The sequence below is a fragment of the Shewanella sp. NKUCC01_JLK genome, from assembly GCF_019345615.1.
GTDB classification, from domain to species: domain Bacteria; phylum Pseudomonadota; class Gammaproteobacteria; order Enterobacterales; family Shewanellaceae; genus Shewanella; species Shewanella oncorhynchi.
In genome coordinates this window covers 65233-83924 of the sequence record NZ_JAHKRD010000015.1, presented here as the reverse complement: position 1 = coordinate 83924, position 18692 = coordinate 65233, and the positions used below count along the sequence as shown (strand labels likewise).

At 42.3% G+C, this 18692-nt stretch carries 13 protein-coding genes; 7 read left to right on the top strand and 6 right to left on the bottom strand.

Annotation, left to right across the window (positions count from 1 at the left end; all coding sequences use genetic code 11):
* Window positions 1-226 precede the first annotated feature (226 nt).
* From KO537_RS16470 to menE, 5 genes are all read left to right on the top strand, one after another.
* Complete coding sequence (locus KO537_RS16470; RefSeq protein WP_105250597.1) at window positions 227-1195, top strand: LysR family transcriptional regulator; 969 nt, start codon at window positions 227-229, stop codon at window positions 1193-1195.
* A gap of 186 nt (window positions 1196-1381) precedes the next feature.
* Window positions 1382-3103 (top strand): 2-succinyl-5-enolpyruvyl-6-hydroxy-3-cyclohexene-1-carboxylic-acid synthase, encoded by a 1722-nt coding sequence (gene menD, locus KO537_RS16465; RefSeq protein ID WP_219234955.1) that lies wholly within the window; start codon window positions 1382-1384, stop codon window positions 3101-3103.
* A complete protein-coding gene (menH, locus tag KO537_RS16460) occupies window positions 3103-3891 on the top strand; it encodes a 2-succinyl-6-hydroxy-2,4-cyclohexadiene-1-carboxylate synthase (protein ID WP_219234953.1) in 789 nt (262 codons plus the stop codon). Before menD ends, menH begins: the two co-directional genes overlap by 1 nt.
* 26 nt (window positions 3892-3917) lie before the next feature.
* Window positions 3918-5030, top strand: a complete 1113-nt coding sequence (gene menC, locus KO537_RS16455) for an o-succinylbenzoate synthase (protein ID WP_219234951.1) — start codon at window positions 3918-3920, stop codon at window positions 5028-5030.
* Complete coding sequence (gene menE, locus KO537_RS16450; protein ID WP_219234949.1) at window positions 5023-6435, top strand: o-succinylbenzoate--CoA ligase; 1413 nt, start codon at window positions 5023-5025, stop codon at window positions 6433-6435. The genes menC and menE overlap by 8 nt, the downstream gene beginning before the upstream one ends.
* A gap of 4 nt (window positions 6436-6439) precedes the next feature.
* Here the strand turns inward: menE and KO537_RS16445 are convergent, their stop codons facing one another.
* A complete protein-coding gene (locus KO537_RS16445; RefSeq protein ID WP_346729628.1) occupies window positions 6440-7663 on the bottom strand; it encodes an EAL domain-containing response regulator in 1224 nt (407 codons plus the stop codon).
* Between the two features lie 344 nt (window positions 7664-8007).
* On the opposite strand from KO537_RS16445, the gene KO537_RS16440 reads away from it, so the two are divergent.
* Both KO537_RS16440 and KO537_RS16435 read left to right on the top strand, forming a co-directional pair.
* Window positions 8008-8634, top strand: coding sequence for a response regulator transcription factor (locus tag KO537_RS16440; protein ID WP_113940277.1), 627 nt, complete (start codon window positions 8008-8010; stop codon window positions 8632-8634).
* Complete coding sequence (locus tag KO537_RS16435) at window positions 8631-12197, top strand: transporter substrate-binding domain-containing protein (protein WP_219234945.1); 3567 nt, start codon at window positions 8631-8633, stop codon at window positions 12195-12197. Before KO537_RS16440 ends, KO537_RS16435 begins: the two co-directional genes overlap by 4 nt.
* Window positions 12198-12273: 76 nt before the next feature.
* Here the strand turns inward: KO537_RS16435 and KO537_RS16430 are convergent, their stop codons facing one another.
* The 5 genes from KO537_RS16430 to KO537_RS16410 form a co-directional block, all read right to left on the bottom strand.
* On the bottom strand, window positions 12274-12954 hold the full coding sequence (locus KO537_RS16430; RefSeq protein WP_173248188.1) for a molecular chaperone: 681 nt from the start codon (window positions 12952-12954) through the stop codon (window positions 12274-12276).
* A 19-nt stretch (window positions 12955-12973) separates the two neighbouring features.
* On the bottom strand, window positions 12974-14305 hold the full coding sequence (locus KO537_RS16425) for a fimbrial protein (RefSeq protein WP_173248190.1): 1332 nt from the start codon (window positions 14303-14305) through the stop codon (window positions 12974-12976).
* Window positions 14306-14315: 10 nt separating this feature from the next.
* On the bottom strand, window positions 14316-16904 hold the full coding sequence (locus tag KO537_RS16420) for a fimbria/pilus outer membrane usher protein (RefSeq protein WP_251071134.1): 2589 nt from the start codon (window positions 16902-16904) through the stop codon (window positions 14316-14318).
* An 11-nt stretch (window positions 16905-16915) separates the two neighbouring features.
* On the bottom strand, window positions 16916-17662 hold the full coding sequence (locus tag KO537_RS16415; protein WP_219234944.1) for a molecular chaperone: 747 nt from the start codon (window positions 17660-17662) through the stop codon (window positions 16916-16918).
* A 68-nt stretch (window positions 17663-17730) separates the two neighbouring features.
* The gene (locus tag KO537_RS16410) at window positions 17731-18261 is read right to left on the bottom strand and encodes a fimbrial protein (RefSeq protein WP_131524791.1); all 531 of its coding nucleotides are present in this window, start codon (window positions 18259-18261) and stop codon (window positions 17731-17733) included.
* Between the last annotated feature and the right edge of the window lie 431 nt (window positions 18262-18692).

Below are 18692 nucleotides of genomic sequence, written 5' to 3'. Positions count from 1 at the left end.
ACTTGATAATTCAGTATTTGCATTTTAAATATGTAAATATCAGTTTTTGAAATTTTAAATTTTATGAAAAACCATTTTAAATATTAAAAATAAATCAAAAAACCTTTGATACACATAGATAAAATCTAGATCCAAAACTTGGGATTAGTTTCACATTAAAATTATTAATTAGCACCATAATTAGGCATTGATTTAAGTATTTGCTCAATATTAAGGAATATAAAAAATGCACATTAGTAACATGGATGGCCTCGATATTCTGAGTTTAAAAATACTTGTTTCATTATATGAGAACAAGTCAGCAACCTATGTATCGAAAGCGCTAGACATTCCAGCCCCTAAAATCAGCCGTAGCCTTAAAAATCTACGGGAAATTTTTGGTGATGAGTTATTTATTCGTCGTAAATATGGCTTATTCCCAAATGAGTTTGCTACTCATTTATATCCAATTGCAAAAGAAGCAATTGAGTGTACTGATAAGTTTCAAAAAGCCAGAATAGCAAACACTCGCCAAGTTAAGACACATGTCGAAATTGCAGCACCAGGATTAATTGCCTACACCTTTCCTAAAGCCTTGATGCAGGCTATTAAAGAAGAGCAAAAACCCATGCACATTAATATAAACCCTTGGTCTATGCATACGACTCAAGACATTATTAATGGTGATACAACCCTAGGTATTTGTTGCAATAAAAGTGCTGCCGATGTTGCCGCCTTCGGCGATAAACTGCTAACGACTGAATTGCAACGTATGGACAAACTCTACCTGATTGCTAGCAGGCATCATCCTATTTTTAAACGGGAAATCACCCTAGAAACGATTGCGGAATACCCCTATGTCAATACGGATCTTGGTAATCCCAGCACCAAATTGAGTCCATACCAAGAGTTTTGCATAACGAATGGCATTAAACTCAATACTGAAATTACCATTACCAGTATTTCAAGTTTGTTTGAATATCTAGGCGAAAGTAATGCAGTCTCCCTATTGCCTTATCGGATAGTTTACGAAATGGTGAGCGATATTCCTGAACTGCATACGTGTCAACTATCGCAGTATGAAGCAGAACGTTTATATGCAGATACAGAAACCCCAACGATTTTCTTAGTGCAAAAAAATCAGCCTAATGCAATCAATGAGGACTTAAAATGGTTAAGCGGAGAGATTAAAAAAATCGTCGATCGTATTATCTAGCCAAGCAAATAGCTCAACATACCCAAACAACAAACCACCGATACACGAGGTGACAGGCATCCTCTGCCTTAGCTTAGGCTCCACCTCAGCCCCCATACGATCCACTCGAGAATTGTTAAACCAAGCATACATCTTGGAGCATAAACACGTTACACTAAGCCCATCTTTATCCTAATAGATTCAGCTATGCGGACCGAAAATACAGCCACTCTTAATCTTATTTGGGGCGCCCTTATTCTTGAGGAGTTAGCACGTCTTGGGGTGCAACATGTGTGTATGGCGCCGGGCTCGCGCTCAACACCGCTAACCCTCGCCGCCGCCCAGCAAACTAAACTCCAGCGTCACTTACATTTCGACGAACGTGGGCTTGGCTTTATGGCCTTAGGTCTAGCAAAAGCCAGCCGCGCACCAGTCGCCATCATTACGACCTCAGGCACAGCAGTCGCCAACTTGTACCCTGCCATTGTGGAGGCGTGGCTGACCCATGTACCTTTAATCGTCTTAAGTGGCGATCGTCCGCCAGAATTACTCGGCTGCGGTGCCAATCAAGCCATAGTCCAACCGGGAATTTTTGCGAATTATGCCACTCAAGTGAATTTGCCAACACCGGATACACATATCGCACCGCAGGCGTTGCTTACCACAGTGGATGAAGCAGTGGCGAATCAAACTCGCCCAGTGCACATCAACTGCATGTACCGTGAGCCCTTGTATCCGAGTGAACTCGGTGGCGCGATTCTCGATGCCGAATCACCTTACCTCAAACCATTGCAAACTTGGCTGCAGCTCGCACGCCCGTATACCCAATACGGTAAGAGCAAACAGGTGAGCAGCCCAAGTGACGATGCCATTATGCGGTTCGTCCACGGTAAAGGGGTGATCGTTGTCGGTACTCTCACGCCTGAACAAGATCCACAACAGCTCATTGCCCTATCGCAAAAAATCGGCTGGCCATTACTTACCGATGCCCAGTCGCAACTGCGTCAGCATCCCGCGGCGATAGGTAATATTGATCAACTGTTGCAACATCCAAGGGCGCGCAATCTATTGCAGGAAGCGGATCGTGTACTCGTATTCGGCGGCCGTTTATTATCAAAGCGCTTGATAGGTTATCTCGCCGAGCAAAATTGGCACAGCTACTGGCAGGTTTTACCAGAACAAGACAGGCTTGACCCTAGCCACAATGCTAAACACATTTGGCACGCGAATGCACAGCAGTTTGCGGCCTTAAATTGGTATCGCTCATCCTCGGCAAACTGGGCGAATACCCTAATCACCTATAACGATGAATTGTATAACTTATTTGTGCGCAATATCGACCAAGGGGAATTTGGTGAAGCACAAGTTGTGCGTGCCATAGCCAATACACGTCCGCTAGAACAGCAGCTTTTTATCGGCAACAGCCTGCCTGTACGCTTGTACGACATGTATGCCCCTGTCAGTTGTTGTACGGCAACCACTTATACTAATCGTGGCGCATCGGGTATTGACGGACTACTCGCCACCGCCTGCGGTATTGCGGCCCATGAAGGCAAACCCACGAGTTTAATCATCGGTGATTTATCACAACTGCACGATCTTAACTCACTGGCCATCGCTAAAGGCTTAACCAGCCCGCTGGTGATCGTGATCCTCAATAATGATGGCGGTAATATCTTCAACTTATTGCCCGTTCCCAATGAACAAGTCCGTAGCGATTATTATCGACTCAGCCACGGCTTAGAATTTGGCTACGCCGCAGCCATGTTTAATTTGCCCTATAATCAAGTGGATAATTTAGCCGATTTTCAAGATAGCTATAATGAAGCGCTGGATTTTCAGGGGGCTTCGATCATTGAAGTCAATATAAGTCAAACACAAGCCAGCGACCAAATCGCCGAGCTCAACTTGTGGGTGAGACAAAGCTAATGCCAACCATGGCCCGTTACGGCAATTCTTCACTACCGACCTTAGTGCTACTGCATGGATTTTTAGGCACTAAGGCCGACTGGTTGCCGTTAATGCCTGCACTAAGCCAGCACTTTCACTGTATTTGCTTAGATCTGCCGGGCCATGGAGATAACCAAAGGGAGTTGAAGCCAACCGAATTAGATGGATTTAACCAATGTGTTGAAGATGTGTTGGCACACCTGAATGGCCTTCATATTGGTCAATTCCATCTCTACGGTTATTCTCTCGGTGGCCGTATTGCTCTGCACCTTGCCAAAGCCTATCCAGAAAGACTACTGAGCCTAAACCTCGAATCCTGCCATCCTGGACTTACAGACCCGCAAGAAAAACTTGCCAGAACCAAAAATGATACCCAGTGGACCGAGCGTTTACTGCATCTGAATAGCAAAGACTTTTTAAGCTTGTGGTATCAGCAGCCCGTATTTGCCGATATGACGGCTACCAAACGAAAAACCTTAATAGAGCATCGTTCTGCAGCATTAGATCTGCATCCTAAACAGCGGCTTAAAGAGGTATTCATAGCCACCTCACTCGCACACCAAGCATCGATGTGGGATGTACCTTTGCAGCTTACCTGTGAGTGCCATTTCTTTGCGGGCAACCAAGATGCTAAGTTCCACGCCCTCGCCCAAGAGTGGCAATTACACGCGCCCATCCTCGTCCATAGTATTCACGGCGCCGGCCACAACATACACCAAGCCGCTCCCGAGGCATTAACCTCAAAAATAGTGAAGTTGCTAGGGTAATAACAGAATTAAAATGTAGGAAATATATGATATTAACTTCGCTTAACCTGTATCAATATCGACTACCGCTCGACGTATTATTGCCCGTCGGTAAGCAACGTATCGATCACAGAGCGGGATTAGTACTACAAGCCAGTGTAAGTGCCAGCGCTAATGTTGGTGGCGAGCATAGACAAGTCGAAGTTGAAATTGCCCCACTCTCTGGCATAGATGTCGATGAACAAGCCTTGATGGGGTTCAGCCGTGAAACACTCACTCAAGTGCAAACGGCTTTGACTGGATTATTACCCCAACTCTGCGGTCAGCATATTGATACATTACTGGAATGCGCCGAGCAAAGTCCTTACCCTTCTTTGGCCTTTGGTTTAAGTCTGTTACATGCCAAGTTAATGGGCAAACTCGATGCCATCCGTCCACAAACGGCCACAGTCCCTTTGATTTATCATCCAACGGATGCCAGCAAAGACTTGCTCGATAGCAAAATTGCCGCCCTTAGCAGGAATGTTCGTTCGGTTAAAGTCAAAGTCGCGCAAACTTCAATCGAAGATGAACTAAGCCTGATTTATGGCATTTTACGTACCCGCCCCGATCTCAAATTGCGTTTGGACGCGAACCGAGGGTTTACACTTGAGCAAGCAATCGAATTTGCCGCTTGCTTACCCCTAGATACCATAGAGTACATTGAGGAACCTTGCCTGAATCCTCACGATAATCATGAATTTTATCAAGCAATTGGTATACCCTATGCCCTCGATGAATCGCTCAACGATCCAGAATACCAGTTTGTAATGCAAAATGGCCTGACTGCGCTTGTCATCAAGCCTATGCTGCTCGGCAGTATCGAAAAGCTAGCTAATTTAATCGATACGGCGCAAAGCTATGGCGTACGTTGCATTATCAGTTCGAGTCTAGAGAACAGTTTAGGCATTAATGATCTGGTCCATTTAGCCGCGATTCTCACTCCGGATGAAATCCCTGGGCTCGATACCCTCAGCGCCTTTAGCCAAGATTTAGTCGTGTCATCGGGTAAAAAATACTGCCTCACACTCGCGCAACTTGAGCCAATTGCACTGCACTCCATTGATTCAATGCAACAAAATGATGATACAGCTACAAGTGAGGGAAACGAGTTTGTCTAATGCCTGCCTATCAAAACCGCTTGCGCTGTCACCCGTGCACCAAGCTGCGCTTGCGTTTCCACAGCAGACAGCCATCAAGTTGGCGGGGGAAGACATTAGTTACTCAGAGCTTAGCCAGCGCGTTATCGCACTGGCTCAGCAGCTAAGCGCTGCGGGGATCTCAAACGGTGAGCCGCTCGCCTGTATTGCTAGCAATAATCTCGAGATCATTTGTCTCTATTGGGCCTGCATCGATATAGGAGTAATCTTTTTTCCTATCTCGCCACGTTTTCCCCTCGCGCAGATCCAAGACTTAATTGATCAACATCAGATCCGCTATGTTTGGAGTGCTGAGGTTTGTGAACGACAGAATTGTCATCACTTGCGCATAAATTTCAATCGCGTTAGCAGTGACTTGGCTCTGCCTGTCGACTTTACTCGTCCAGCTAATGTGATTTTAACTTCAGGCTCTAGTGGCTTTCCCAAAGCGGCGGTGCATTGCTTAGCGAATCATATTGCCAATGCCGAAGGTGCACGCAGCTTAATCCCACTCGAACAAGGTGATGCCTGGCTACTCTCCTTGCCCTTATTCCATATTGGCGGTCTTGCGATATTAAACCGCTGTGCCTTAGTCGGTGCCAGTGTTGTCATGCCAGATCAAGCGCTTAGCCTTGGTCAGCAGATTGACCAAGATCAGTTGACTCACATATCTCTCGTTCCCACACAACTGAGCAAGTTACTCGCCGATACGAGCAAGCTTAAAAGTATCAAAGCCTTATTACTTGGTGGCGGTGCAGTCTCAATCGACTTACTCCAACAACTTAAGCAACGCAATATCACCAGTTACACCAGTTACGGCATGACAGAAATGGGCTCGCAGATCACCACAGGTCCCGCATTAAGCGATGGCAGCAGTGGCAAATTGCTTCCCAAACGTGAACTTAAAATCGAAGACGGTGTGATTTGGGTGCGCGGCGAATGCCTGTTTATGGGCTACCTCACCCCAAAAGGAATACAAGCTGGCATCGACCAAGAAGGCTGGTTTTACACTAAAGACAAGGGTGAATGGGACGAAAATGGTAATCTGCGCATTCTTGGTCGCGTCGATAATATGTTTATCTGCGGCGGCGAAAACATCCAGCCAGAAGAAATCGAAGCCGCGCTTAAACAGCACCCACAAATAGACGATGCAATCGTTTTCGCCATACCAGATGTACAATTTGGTAATCTCCCTGCCGCCATCATTCGCGGCAGTTTAACCCACCACCCAGAGTCGATTGCAAATACGCTCGAACTATTCCTTGCCAACAAAATCGCCCGCTTCAAACGTCCAAGACAATATTATTCATGGCCAGAAAATAATGAACAAATAGGACTGAAAGTGAACCGAAAATCCTTGATCAGTGGGCTAACAAAAACAAGTTAGTCTACTAAAAATCAAGGTTAAGCTCCTGTAATTCTTTAAGCTGTAAACTCGCAGGGAAAAAACGTTGGATAAATGTTTGCTCATCAATAGGACGAGAAAAACAAAAGCCCTGTCCAATCGTACAGCCAAGCTGTTGCAACAATACTAATTGGGAATTTGTTTCAATACCTTCTATCACTAACTCCATATTAAGTGCTTGTGATAACGCTATCACGCTGGAAATTGCGGCTTGGCACCTAGGCTCCACACTAAGTTCACGCACAAAACAACCATCTAATTTAATTTGTGAGAAAGGCAATTCGCATAAACGTGCCAATGAAGAATGTGCAGCACCAAAATCATCAATCGCCAATTCAAATCCTAGCATTCGCAAGCGGATTAAATTCTCCATATTCACTGCTGGCGCAGCCAACAAACCCGTCTCAGTAATTTCGAGGGTAATACATTGAGGAAGAATGTTAAATTTCTTTACCATATCGACAATCTGATACACTAATTTAGTCGAATTGAGTTGCGAGATATCGAGATTATAGGCGAGAGAAATTAGGCTTTCATGTTGTTGTAAACGCTGTTGTAAAGCGCAGCCTTGCTCGAATAACTGTAAGAATAAATCGTCAAGTAAGCCATGTGAAATTAACCGGTCAATAAAAGTACTGGGATTTAACAATCCAAAATCAGGATGATGCCAGCGTGCGAGCATTTCTGCCCCTTTCAAGCTAAAGCCTGCAACATCAAACTTAGGCTGATAAAACCCCACGAACTGTCTTTGCTTCAATGCCTGTTCAAAATCCTCAAATACAAAATTTTCGGGGCACCTAGCTGCGATAAAACCCGAAGCTATTTGACTCCTTTGAATGCGACTGTTGGTAAATCTATCTAACATACGCTGCAAATTATCCACTGATGGGCACTTACTTAAATCACCAAGATATTCAAAATTAAGCATTTTAATCATCTGCGATACAGACCGCCTGAGTTCCTTATCAATACAACTAAATAATGCAACTGAAGCTATATCGTATTTTGCTTTTGCTTTGCGCAAAAACGATAGACCATCAATACCTGCCATCATGAGATCGCATATCACTATGTCCGCACTATGATGCTCATCGAGCCAAACAAGCGCATCTTGTGCTGCCCCAAAAGCAAACACCTCAACGTTGCTAAGAGATGCAAGATTATGCTCAAGTACTGCACGTTGAAAGGGGTGGTCTTCTAAGACAATCACTCTAACCTTACCCATTGAATACCCTTTAAAATTAAAATACTAATAGACAAATGCCTGTTACGCCCTTGCCGCAAAAAAGCTGCAACACCGAGATATAGATAGTCAGCTATAATTTAAATCACTAGAGGATCAAAACTCGAGATACAAATATATACAGATGTTTATGAATTAAAAACAATGAGAATGCCTATGATTAAATTCATCTGCCTTCAAATATTTTACGACTATTATTTAAAAGAAATTGCTGAAAAATATGTAGGAAAAATCTTAATCACATAGTTTTATTTCACTGTAGCGACTTACAAAGGATAAAATCTGTACTCAATAGTTATGGAGTTACATGAATGAAAAGAAAAATATTAATAGTAGATGATCATCCAGTTGTTGTTTTAGCACTAAAAATCATTTTAGAACAAAGTGGCTTTGAAGTGATAGCAGAAACCAATAATGGTGTTGATGCATTAAAACTTATTAAAGAACTCTCACCCGATGCTGTTATTCTCGATATTGGCATCCCCCAATTAGATGGATTAGAAGTGATAGAAAGGTCAAGAAAACTCGTAAAGAGCCCGCCAATTTTAGTCTTGACGGCACAACCATCTGATCACTTTGTTTCCCGTTGTATTCAAGCCGGAGCTTCAGGTTTTGTCTCTAAACAAAAGGACATGAATGAAGTCACTGGCGCGCTTAGAGCAATTCTCACAGGCCACTCCTATTTTCCGATTATAAGCAATAACAACATGATTGCTAAATCGAGTCAGGACGAGGCCGAACTCGTAAAAAAGCTTTCAACTCGAGAAATGGTGGTATTGCAGCAGCTAGCAGTCGGCTTATCTAATAAAGAAATAGCCGAGCGTATGCTGTTAAGTAACAAAACCATTAGCACATATAAAACTAGACTACTTGATAAACTAAATGCAAAAAATTTGGTAGATATAATTGAAATAGCAAAGAGGCAAAACTTAATATGAGAAATGTTATTTTCATTCTTATATTGAGTCTAAATTCAATTTATTCACTAGCACATGAAAGTAAATTTACCCATTATCATTTGGTCGGCTATCAAGAGAAGGCTGCATTGCCTATCCAGCTATCATTAGAAGAGATTGATACACTTAAAAAATATAGATTGCTGAATATTGGCATATCGTCGCCTGACTATCCACCATTTGACATGACAGTAAATGGTGAACAAGAGTTTTATAAAGGAATTAGTGCTGACTATATACATATTATTGCTAATATGCTCAACATTGAAGTCAATATAAAACGTTATGCATCTCGGGAAAAAACAATTACCGCAGCGCTCAATGGAGAAGTAGATCTAATTACTACAGCAAATAAATTTGAACAAATGCACGGTCTGCTACTAAGTACACCTTATACTGTTGATAAGCCTTCTATATTCAGAAATGCTAACTTAGGTGATAATGAACAAATCAAGTCAATGTCTATGGCCTATGAGTACTTACCAGATGAAGCGATAACAGATATTTATCCAAATAGAAAATTACTCAAATTTTCCTCTAGACAGGCGGCCGTTGCTGCAGCTGCATTTCGGCAAGTTGATGCTGTGATAGTCGACCAAGTCTCCGCCAACTATTTAATAAACAACAACTTCTCTGGAAAACTTAAATTAGACACTCACTTGTCTCTAAACTCCTATGGCAGCGCCTTTGCTACAACAGAACAAAATAAGGCCTTAATAGATATAATTAATAAATCTATTAGTAATATTTCACTCGAACAGAGAAAGTTGATTAGAAAACGCTGGAGTGGCGGTGGAAGCACCATTCCTTTTACCTCAGAACTCCCCAGTTTTACAGCAGATGAGACGGCTTGGCTACAAAAAAACCCTAAAATAACAGTGGCAATTAATAAGTATGCGGCACCGCTAACATACCTTGACGATACACATAACGCTGAAGGGTTTGGCATTGAGGTTTTGGAACTAATACAAATGTATTCAGGGCTAAAGTTTGACTATATTGTTAACAATAGGTTTTCAGAACAGATTAGTTCCGTCCTCAATCATAAAGCTATGATGACAATATTCTCACCGAGTGAAGATCTTAATAAAAATATTATTTTTACTAAAGAATTCTCAAATTCACCTTATGTTTTTGTAACACAGAAAAATGCACAAGACCTAGATATTAACGCTATAGTTGTTCCCGATGGTACTTTTAATGATAACATGCTCAGAAAAATAAATCCTAATGCAGACATTATAATCGCTGACAATTATCTTGAGGCATTGAATGATATAGCGACTGGTGCAACAAATACCACTATTGTACCACTGGCTTTAGCCGACTTCTATGTAAATAGTTATTTCAGCGATACTTTAGAAGTAAGTAAGATCATAGATGAAATGCCAAGAGCGTCTGTGGCATTCGGAATGGCGAGTTCAAATAAACTACTTAAGAGTATACTTAATAAAACATTAACTGTTATTCCTCCTGATGAATTACAAATGGCAGAAAATCGCTGGCGCCGTAATGCCCTGCCTGCACGCCAAAGCTGGAAGGATTATAAGTACACTATTTACACTATTGTGATTGCCTCAACGATCATGATTTTAGTCTCAATTATTTGGGCTCTTTACACTCGAACTCATTATCGCAAGCGGCTATTAGCCAAAAAAGAACTTAATCAACAACTGCAATTTATGCAGTCCATTGTTGATGCCATACCTCATCCTATTTATGTAAGAAATAAGCGGCGTGAACTGACTATGTGTAACGAGAGTTACCTTAATACTTTCAACGCCTCACGCGAAGATTTGCTATATAAGACCACAATGGAAGGAGCCAGTCGCTCTAAAGAGGCTCCTATTGTAGATAAAGAATATGTGCAAGCCTTAGAGGATGGTCTTGCCGTATTTAAGGATAGAGAACTTCATATAAATGGACATAAATATAATATTTATCATTGGTTTAAATCCTATGGCGATGAAGCTGGCAATATAGAAGGGATTATTGGTGGTTGGATAGATGTCAGCGATAGAGTCAAGCTTATTGAAGAATTAGAATATGCTAAGGAAGCTGCGGACAGTGCAAGCCAAGCAAAGAGTACTTTCTTAGCAACTATGAGTCATGAAATCCGTACGCCAATGAATGCCATCATAGGAATGTTAGAACTGGTACTAAAACGTACAAATTCACAACAGTTTGATTTAAATTCAATTAAAGTTGCCTATGATTCCGCTAATGACTTACTTGAACTTATTGGTGATATTTTAGATATTGCTCGTATTGAAGCGGGTCAGCTGTCACTTTCGCCCATGAGAACCAATCTTAAGACAATTGCAACCTCTGTCGTGAGAGTGTTTGATGGACTAGCAAGGCAAAAAGGAATCACTTTACAGTTGGATTTCGATCCTGTTATTGCGAATGATGTACTCGTTGACCCTATGAGGATTAAACAAATACTGTCAAATTTAATTGGCAACGCCATTAAATTTACTGACAGCGGCGGAGTAAAAGTGAAAATTCAATCAGAAAGTTTCACCAATACAACCCACACGATTCTATTTACTGTCACGGATACAGGAATTGGCATCTCGGGGGAGGACCAACAGAAACTATTTACCCCTTTCAGCCAAGCACAAGGGACCCACACAACCCATGGTGGTACAGGGCTTGGGCTCATGATTAGCCGCTCTCTGTGCGAAATGATGGGTGGGAGTTTAACCCTTGAAAGTAAATTGCATCAAGGAACTCAGATCAGCATGCAATTAACCCTCACCCAGCTTGAAGCCGAAGCAATCCATAACCCTTCACAACCCATTCCAGAATCGCATGTGAGTAATCCCCTCGATATCTTAATTGTTGACGATCACCCTGCGAATCGCTTGCTATTAGCCCAGCAGCTTAAATATTTAGGCCATAGTGTTGATGAAGCAGAAAATGGCTTAATTGCCTTAAACATGTTCGAAAGTAAACAGTACCCTGTGGTGATCACCGATTGTAATATGCCAGAAATGAACGGTTATGAACTCTGTCAGAAAATTCGCCAACTCGAACACAAACGTCACACGCATGCTATCGTCATCGGCTATACCGCTAATGCCCAAAAAGAAGCCAAGGATGCCTGTTTAACTGCAGGGATGGATGACTGTTTATTCAAACCCATCAGCCTAATGGAGCTAGAAAGTATGATTAAACGGTTTACCCCAGAGAAAATCACCATAACCGCCACACATTTTGCCGCTGACGCAGTAGAAAAACTCACAGGAAATAATGCAGAGTTAGTCGATAAATTGCTTAAAGAACTCCTTAAAAGCAATCAAAGCGACTTGCAGTCCCTGTATGTAGCCCTCGAAAATAATGATTTGAGTACCATCAAAGATCTCGCCCATAAGATCAAAGGTGCTGCGAGAATTATCGATGCACAGAAGCTTATGTCTGCCTGTGAAATGCTGGAAAATGCGAGCCATCAGCAGTTGAATGCTTATGTTGAAGCCGTATCTCAGGCTATTGCTTCACTCGAGGCAGAAGTGATCTCTTATACCCAAACAGCCTCAAAATAATGCCGAAGCCCATAGCTTCAAGTCACGCTGTATAAATGCATATACATAAGGCCCTGTTGTAAACAGAGCCTTATGTTCAATTCACTGTCAAAGCAAGCGGCTGAGCATTCCCCTCATCGTCTATGTACTCGGCCTTTAGGATAAGCCCAAGCTGATCGATTAACTCGCTCTCAGTGATAGTCACAGTTTCTGCGGAGTAAGGAGCTAGCATTCCTTGAAAAATAGCATAATCCCTCCCTTTAAAACTCAAACTGAGGTTCTGATAGGTCACATAGTAAGGTGACTTATTCTCTATTGATAACATATTGTCTTTCAATATAAATGACTGCCACTTTGCTAAGTCTAAAACATCAATAGCGAGCTTATTGGGCCGCACAAAAACCTTCATTTGAGTACGTAAAGCGACAATCAACAGTTGCCCCTCAGTTTCATCAATATTTTTGGCGGGGGTGGGTGGAACTTCGTATACATTCAGCCAGTATAACTGTTCTTGTTTTTCAGGTTCCTGCTCCGCAATATTAAGCAGATTTATGTGCTTGCGCTCCTTTGGGGCAATTTGCAACAAGCCAGGATAGGGCAAAATTGGCGCATTTGCCGTTTCAGGGCCAGAGTCTGGATCGCCGTCATCCACCCACAGTTGCACCATCACAGGGTAGTCATTAATATTCACCAGTGACAACCCTTGCTCCCGATCGGAAGCCGCAAAAATAATTCGACTACGATCGGCGACTACGCCAGCCAGAGCGGTTTGCAACATTAGGAGCCATAAAACTAAACTACTGAACCCGAATAAGCACTTCCGCTTTTGCATAAAATTTTCCTGCCGTTGGACTCATTCCTGGCAACTTACCAAAAACAACTCTGTAATTATCCATATATTGATAACTCGTACCGACAATACCAGTCCGATTCCCCTGTAATGGCCGCCAACCGTCTTTCCATGCATTATATTGTGAGTCTAAGCTGGTTCTATTATCAAAATTTAAAAAGGGTTGAATCACACCATCATTGCGTTGTAGCTTTACCCCCACACCATTAGCAACCGTATTAGTACCATAGCCGTTACTGACTAGATATGTCACAGCATCCTGAGTCGCAAACCCCAACTGTCTCGCTATCTGGTAATTATTACTCTCAATCTTAAAGGCGATAGCATTCGCATTAACTGCGGGGCCATTAATATTGGCTTTCTGTTGGCAACGATAATTAATCTGGATGTCAGCTTCTCGGGTAACGCCGCTGTTTAATTCCGCGATAGTCACAGTGGGGAACAACACATAAGGTGTGACATTCATTACCGCACAACCTCCAGCCCTTCGCGTATACAACTGTTGATATAAGCTGATATTCCCAGGCCAATTCGCATACCAGCCTGGATAATGACTAATATGGTCAACCCCTTCCGTAGGATAGGCAAGGCCAGGCCCACCAAAAGCAATATAAGCTGCAGGTTGATTATAACTGTATGCGATAGACTCAGTCACACCTCTGATATTGCCAATCTGGAACAGCTCTATCGTGACATCAGTAAAGTTTTTCGCCTTCACTAATATTCTTCCCTGAGCATCACGGTCTAAACCCCGCAGCGGCCGATATTGCCATAGGCGCGAAAAATACTGACCCGTGGCATTATTCTTAACCCTGAGCACAACATTTCGATGGTAAGTGGCATAACCTTTGTTAATACCATAAGCCACACCATCTTCGTACATGCCGCCATAAGCATTATCTGCGTTTACTGAGTAGATCTCATTTAGTTGGTGCTCATCCGCCGCATCGCAACGAAAAAGTACCTGTTCAGGATCATACCCGCCAGTCTGTCCATAGGTACTGAAGGGCGCAACACTCGATCCCAATAACGTGCCATTGGGTTGAAAACTTTCATCGGTAACATTGATGATAGGCAGATTAAGTATGCCCCTATTAGCATCGTAACCACCAGACCATATAGCTGTTTTACCATACGCAGGTGAGACATAATAAAAATTTGCCGGATCTGTTGTAGTCGTCGATATACGGTAGCAAGTCGCCATAGCTTGACCACTAACTAAAGTGGCAAACACAAAAGATACCACTGCCAACAGCCGACCTAGGTTGAACTCAATCATAGTTTTTATCTCAATTAACCCGCTCACATAGCGCAGGCATTCTTAATAAAGTGTTATCACGACTGCTTTCGAGGGTATAGTCAAAGTGACATTGCTGATCGGGTTTATTTCCCCAATTAACGGTCAACTGACCACTCGGTTTAGAAGCTCTGACATAAGCCATACCAGCCTGTCCAACCATGCCCAATACTAGGCCATCTTCGTCCACGACTTCGGCGCCAATAGGAATAACGCCGCCGTTGGCTTGCTGAGTCATGAAGACGACGGCTATCCCGTGTCTAGTCTCGAATTTCATCTTAACGATAGAGCCAGCATAGGGCGCAACTTGCTGTTGTGTCTCGATAAGTTCTGTACCACTTAACATAGATCCCGTATCAAGCGTGACACTATTTGTGCGATAAGGCGTCAAAGATGGGATAATTGCATATCCCAAGTCATCAATCTCAGTACCCCAATTATTAGTCACTTTTGCGCCAGAAGCTCCCTCAGCTTGAACAATCGCAAAAGTATCACTGAGGTTTTGGCTTAATGTTACGCCGCCAGAATGCACCACTGCTGCACCACTCAACCCAGCGCCAACCTGCTGATAAGTATCAGAAATCGAATAGTTACCCGATAAAGTCGCTTGGCTAAAACGCTTTTGCGTATTGACGCTGACACTTTCACTCGAACTATCCTGCCGCTGTAGTGAAGCATTCAGGCCATATGTCCAAGTATTATCATCGTCCACAGTGCCTGCGAGTCCTAGATTATACTGTTCATTACCCCTAGATGAGTGACTAAACCCACTGCTAAGCATGTTTGACTGGCGACTACCAAATGGAATGGACACGGTGAGACTCACGAGATCTTCCTTCACCCTATCAGAGGAATAACCGCTCATTTCAGTTAATAGCTGACCACCAAACCCATTCTGTAGCGGAACTTGACTGGTATATTGACGTGAAAAAGTGAGCCCTATATTCACACGACCAATACCCACCGTATAACCGAACTGTAGTTGATCGTCATCATCGCGCCCATCACGGTATTGACGTTTAGAACCACTCAAATACACAAAGCCAAAGTCATCTAAACTCTGATTCACACTCAAACTCATTTCAGACCGCTGACGGTAGGTCTCAGATTCAAAAATATTCCCACTCTCCAATGCCCTCCTCAAACCTAAAACATCATTCAACTCCCGAAATGACTCTGTAGAGTAGTGATATCCAGCAAGTGCCACTGATGTCCCCGAATCGAACGAATGGCTATAATTAAGTCCAACGCGCCAGCCATTTTTCCACTCATTTAATACTGAAGACTGAGAAATACGAGACATAGAATGTACTGCGGTTAACCCCAGAGCCCCCCATTCTGTACCTAATACAGTCCCTAGACTCAAAGCAAAATAATCATCTCCGACACGCCCACCGCTATTTAGCGTCAGCATATTACTCAAACCATATTCAGAAATTAAATCTACAAAGTACCCACCAGACTCTGCTTGATCTACTTCACCAAATGATAACCCGTACTGGAAACTTCCTTCACGCAACGAGCCAGGCACAGCACTGAATGGCACAGTAAAACTAGAGACCTTCCCATCAGCTTCACTAATTTCAACTAATAAATCCCCCTCATAACTTGTGGGAAATAAGTCATTAATAACAAAAGGCCCCGCCGCTACTGTGGTTTGATAAATACTCACACCATTTTGCTTAATCACTACGCTGGCGGTTGAGTTAGCGAGTCCTCTGACGACAGGTGCATAACCACGCTGGGATTCTGGTAACATACGATTATCAGTCAGCAACTGTACGCCGGTAAAAGCTAAACTACCGAAAATATTTCCTCGAGTGTAGGCATCACCAAACAAGAGTTCGCTCTGCATATCCGGCAAGGCTCTGGTGATATAAGTTCTAATAGAATTAAAACTTTCTTGAGTATTTTGGCCAACATCGTTGTACTGATAACTCGATTGATTTCTCAGGCGCCATAATCCTAAATTGACACCTGAATTAAGGCCCGTATAAATGACACGCATATCGCTACCAGCACTGCGGCTATTAGTTTGATAGTAGTTACTGTTGTAACTGATAAATCCAGCATTTTCTCCCTCGCTCCAAGATGAAGGATCAACATAGCCACGCGGAATCTGCCGTAAATAAGCTTGTGGGATCGCAAGCCCTAATCTTAATTTCTCGGCATCAAATTGCGTCGATACCCCCTTGACCACAGTATCAGGGGCGGCACATTCAGCCTGCAATAATGCATCTTCGTTTATGTATATTGCAGCTACATTCGACTTGTTCCAGAAATTAAGGTCGAGACAAGGCACAACTCCTTGGGAGCCAACCTTAACAAAATTAATAATTTCCCTATTTAAGTAAGTACCATTTATATAGATATCAACTTGGTATTGACCTGGAATAGTTTCTGCAATCGAGTTAAAGCGAGAAAGATAACTATCGCCATAACCACCACCAAGTAATAGGCTGTCATCAAATGTGAAATCCTGTAAGTCATCGGCCCTCAACGATGAAGACATGCAAAAGATCACACCAATCAATAGCAGTAAAGAGTAAATTTGGCTCATCAAACGCATGGATTTTTTCATAACCAATCTTATCAATGATGTGCAGATGCAATAACATATTCACTTTTTACAAATCCGCCGTAATCATTTACTAAAGTGAATTCAATCGTCATTGGATATGTGATGACAAACTGCTTATTCTGAATGTCTATCAACTGATTAGACTTAGGTTCAAGCATAGTAATAGGGATGATTAGCTCTTGTTTTCCCGACTTAAGTTTTGCCTCAACAAAAGAGGCAAAAAAAGCCGCATTATTTTTCACATCAAGGTGAATTCCAGCATCAGCATACTGAACATCAAAGGCAATCTCTTTTGCCACATCATCTGGATTAGATTCAATCTCTACAGGCCGATAAAATATTTTCACTCTATTTTTGAGCATCACTAGCATCTGATTTTCACCAGCATTTTCTTTCGATAATGGAGGTATCTGTAGAAAATTAAGATAAAACACACTCTCACGGTCTTTTGGCAGCTCACCGCCGCTATAAATTAAGCGAATTAACTGCCCTCGCTTAGGCTCTATTCTAAAAATAGCGGGTAAGGCCAAAAATGGGCCATCAGCATACTCAGGTGCCGACTCTGGGTTATTAATATCAGTCCAGACCTGAACAACATTTGGAAAAGCATCGTTATTTGTTAACTGAACACTGCGCTCTTTAGCATCACTAGGATAAATGACTCGCGTATTGGTCATGACCACACTCGCATTAACTGAAAAACCGATCATGAGTAGAGTCAAAAATATTAAACGAAGAAGTAAGCTAGAAAAAATCATAGAAGCCCCAAAAAGCAGCAGCGCTCACCCATGGGCTGGGTGAGCGAATAATCATAATTTATCGTATATTAAAGATAAGAAACTGCATATTGGACAGAGCTAATCACACGACCTGCTGTTGCACTACCAGTTTCAGAAATATACTGCACAGCAAAATCATGGGAGGCAGAGTCTGCACCTGCAGCAACATTTAATCCATCAACAGCACTTCCTGCTGTTAAATTGATACTCGTTCCACCAACTGAATCAAGAAGCTGTAATGCTACATTTGTTGCCGTACCAGTATTGCCTAAGTTACCTGCGGTTGTGATATTGTTACCCAAAAATACGGTTTTAATAGGTAAAGCTTGCGTTGCATTGACAGTACAACCACTGACTGAAATGGTAAAAGGTGTTTCACCAGCAACTGAGCCTGCAGTGGCAAGTTGAGCCGTAGAAACTGTTGGTAGCAAGACACTGGGATTAGCCGCATTTCCGTTAATCGCCACTTCACAAGTTTGGTCCGATACTTCACCCAAAAAAGTAATAGTATTATTCGCTTGAACACTAGTACCAAACAATGCACCTAAAACTAAAATAGATAGCGTTAATTTTTTCATCAGACATCCTACTGTTGTTACTATATGGAAATATTAAGGTTATGGCTCATCGAAGCTGAGCACACAATAGCAACAACACTAACAATTACATATAGGACTAGACTTGCGATCTTGTAGGAAATTTCTGACAATAAATATACTAAAGATAAAAATTAAAAAGCGATTTCAAAAAATGAAATCGCCATTATTAATGGCAAAATTGTGAATCAATTATAATGAAGAGCAAGAATAACTTCATTCTCATTTTTTCGGCTAAAAACTAGATTATTAATTTGTTTGAACTGAGTTGATATAACAAGTATTTTGTCGCTATCTATAGAATTTGCATACACTTGGGGAGTTATAGTCTGAGAGATAAATTGATTGAGATTCTGGTCATAACAAGAAATGGTAGATAGATCGGAGTAGCAACTTGGTTCTGCTATCTCACC

Bases quoted from the DNA above. Each gene is read 5' to 3' on its own strand.
- KO537_RS16420 (WP_251071134.1), bottom strand. From the start codon at position 16,904: ATGAAAAAATCCATGCGTTTGATGAGCCAAATTTACTCTTTACTGCTA.
- menC (WP_219234951.1), top strand. From the start codon at position 3,918: ATGATATTAACTTCGCTTAACCTGTATCAATATCGACTACCGCTCGAC.
- KO537_RS16415 (WP_219234944.1), bottom strand. From the start codon at position 17,662: ATGATTTTTTCTAGCTTACTTCTTCGTTTAATATTTTTGACTCTACTC.
- KO537_RS16440 (WP_113940277.1), top strand. From the start codon at position 8,008: ATGAAAAGAAAAATATTAATAGTAGATGATCATCCAGTTGTTGTTTTA.
- KO537_RS16470 (WP_105250597.1), top strand. From the start codon at position 227: ATGCACATTAGTAACATGGATGGCCTCGATATTCTGAGTTTAAAAATA.
- KO537_RS16435 (WP_219234945.1), top strand. From the start codon at position 8,631: ATGAGAAATGTTATTTTCATTCTTATATTGAGTCTAAATTCAATTTAT.
- KO537_RS16410 (WP_131524791.1), bottom strand. From the start codon at position 18,261: ATGAAAAAATTAACGCTATCTATTTTAGTTTTAGGTGCATTGTTTGGT.
- menH (WP_219234953.1), top strand. From the start codon at position 3,103: ATGCCAACCATGGCCCGTTACGGCAATTCTTCACTACCGACCTTAGTG.
- KO537_RS16430 (WP_173248188.1), bottom strand. From the start codon at position 12,954: ATGTTGCAAACCGCTCTGGCTGGCGTAGTCGCCGATCGTAGTCGAATT.
- KO537_RS16425 (WP_173248190.1), bottom strand. From the start codon at position 14,305: ATGATTGAGTTCAACCTAGGTCGGCTGTTGGCAGTGGTATCTTTTGTG.
- menD (WP_219234955.1), top strand. From the start codon at position 1,382: ATGCGGACCGAAAATACAGCCACTCTTAATCTTATTTGGGGCGCCCTT.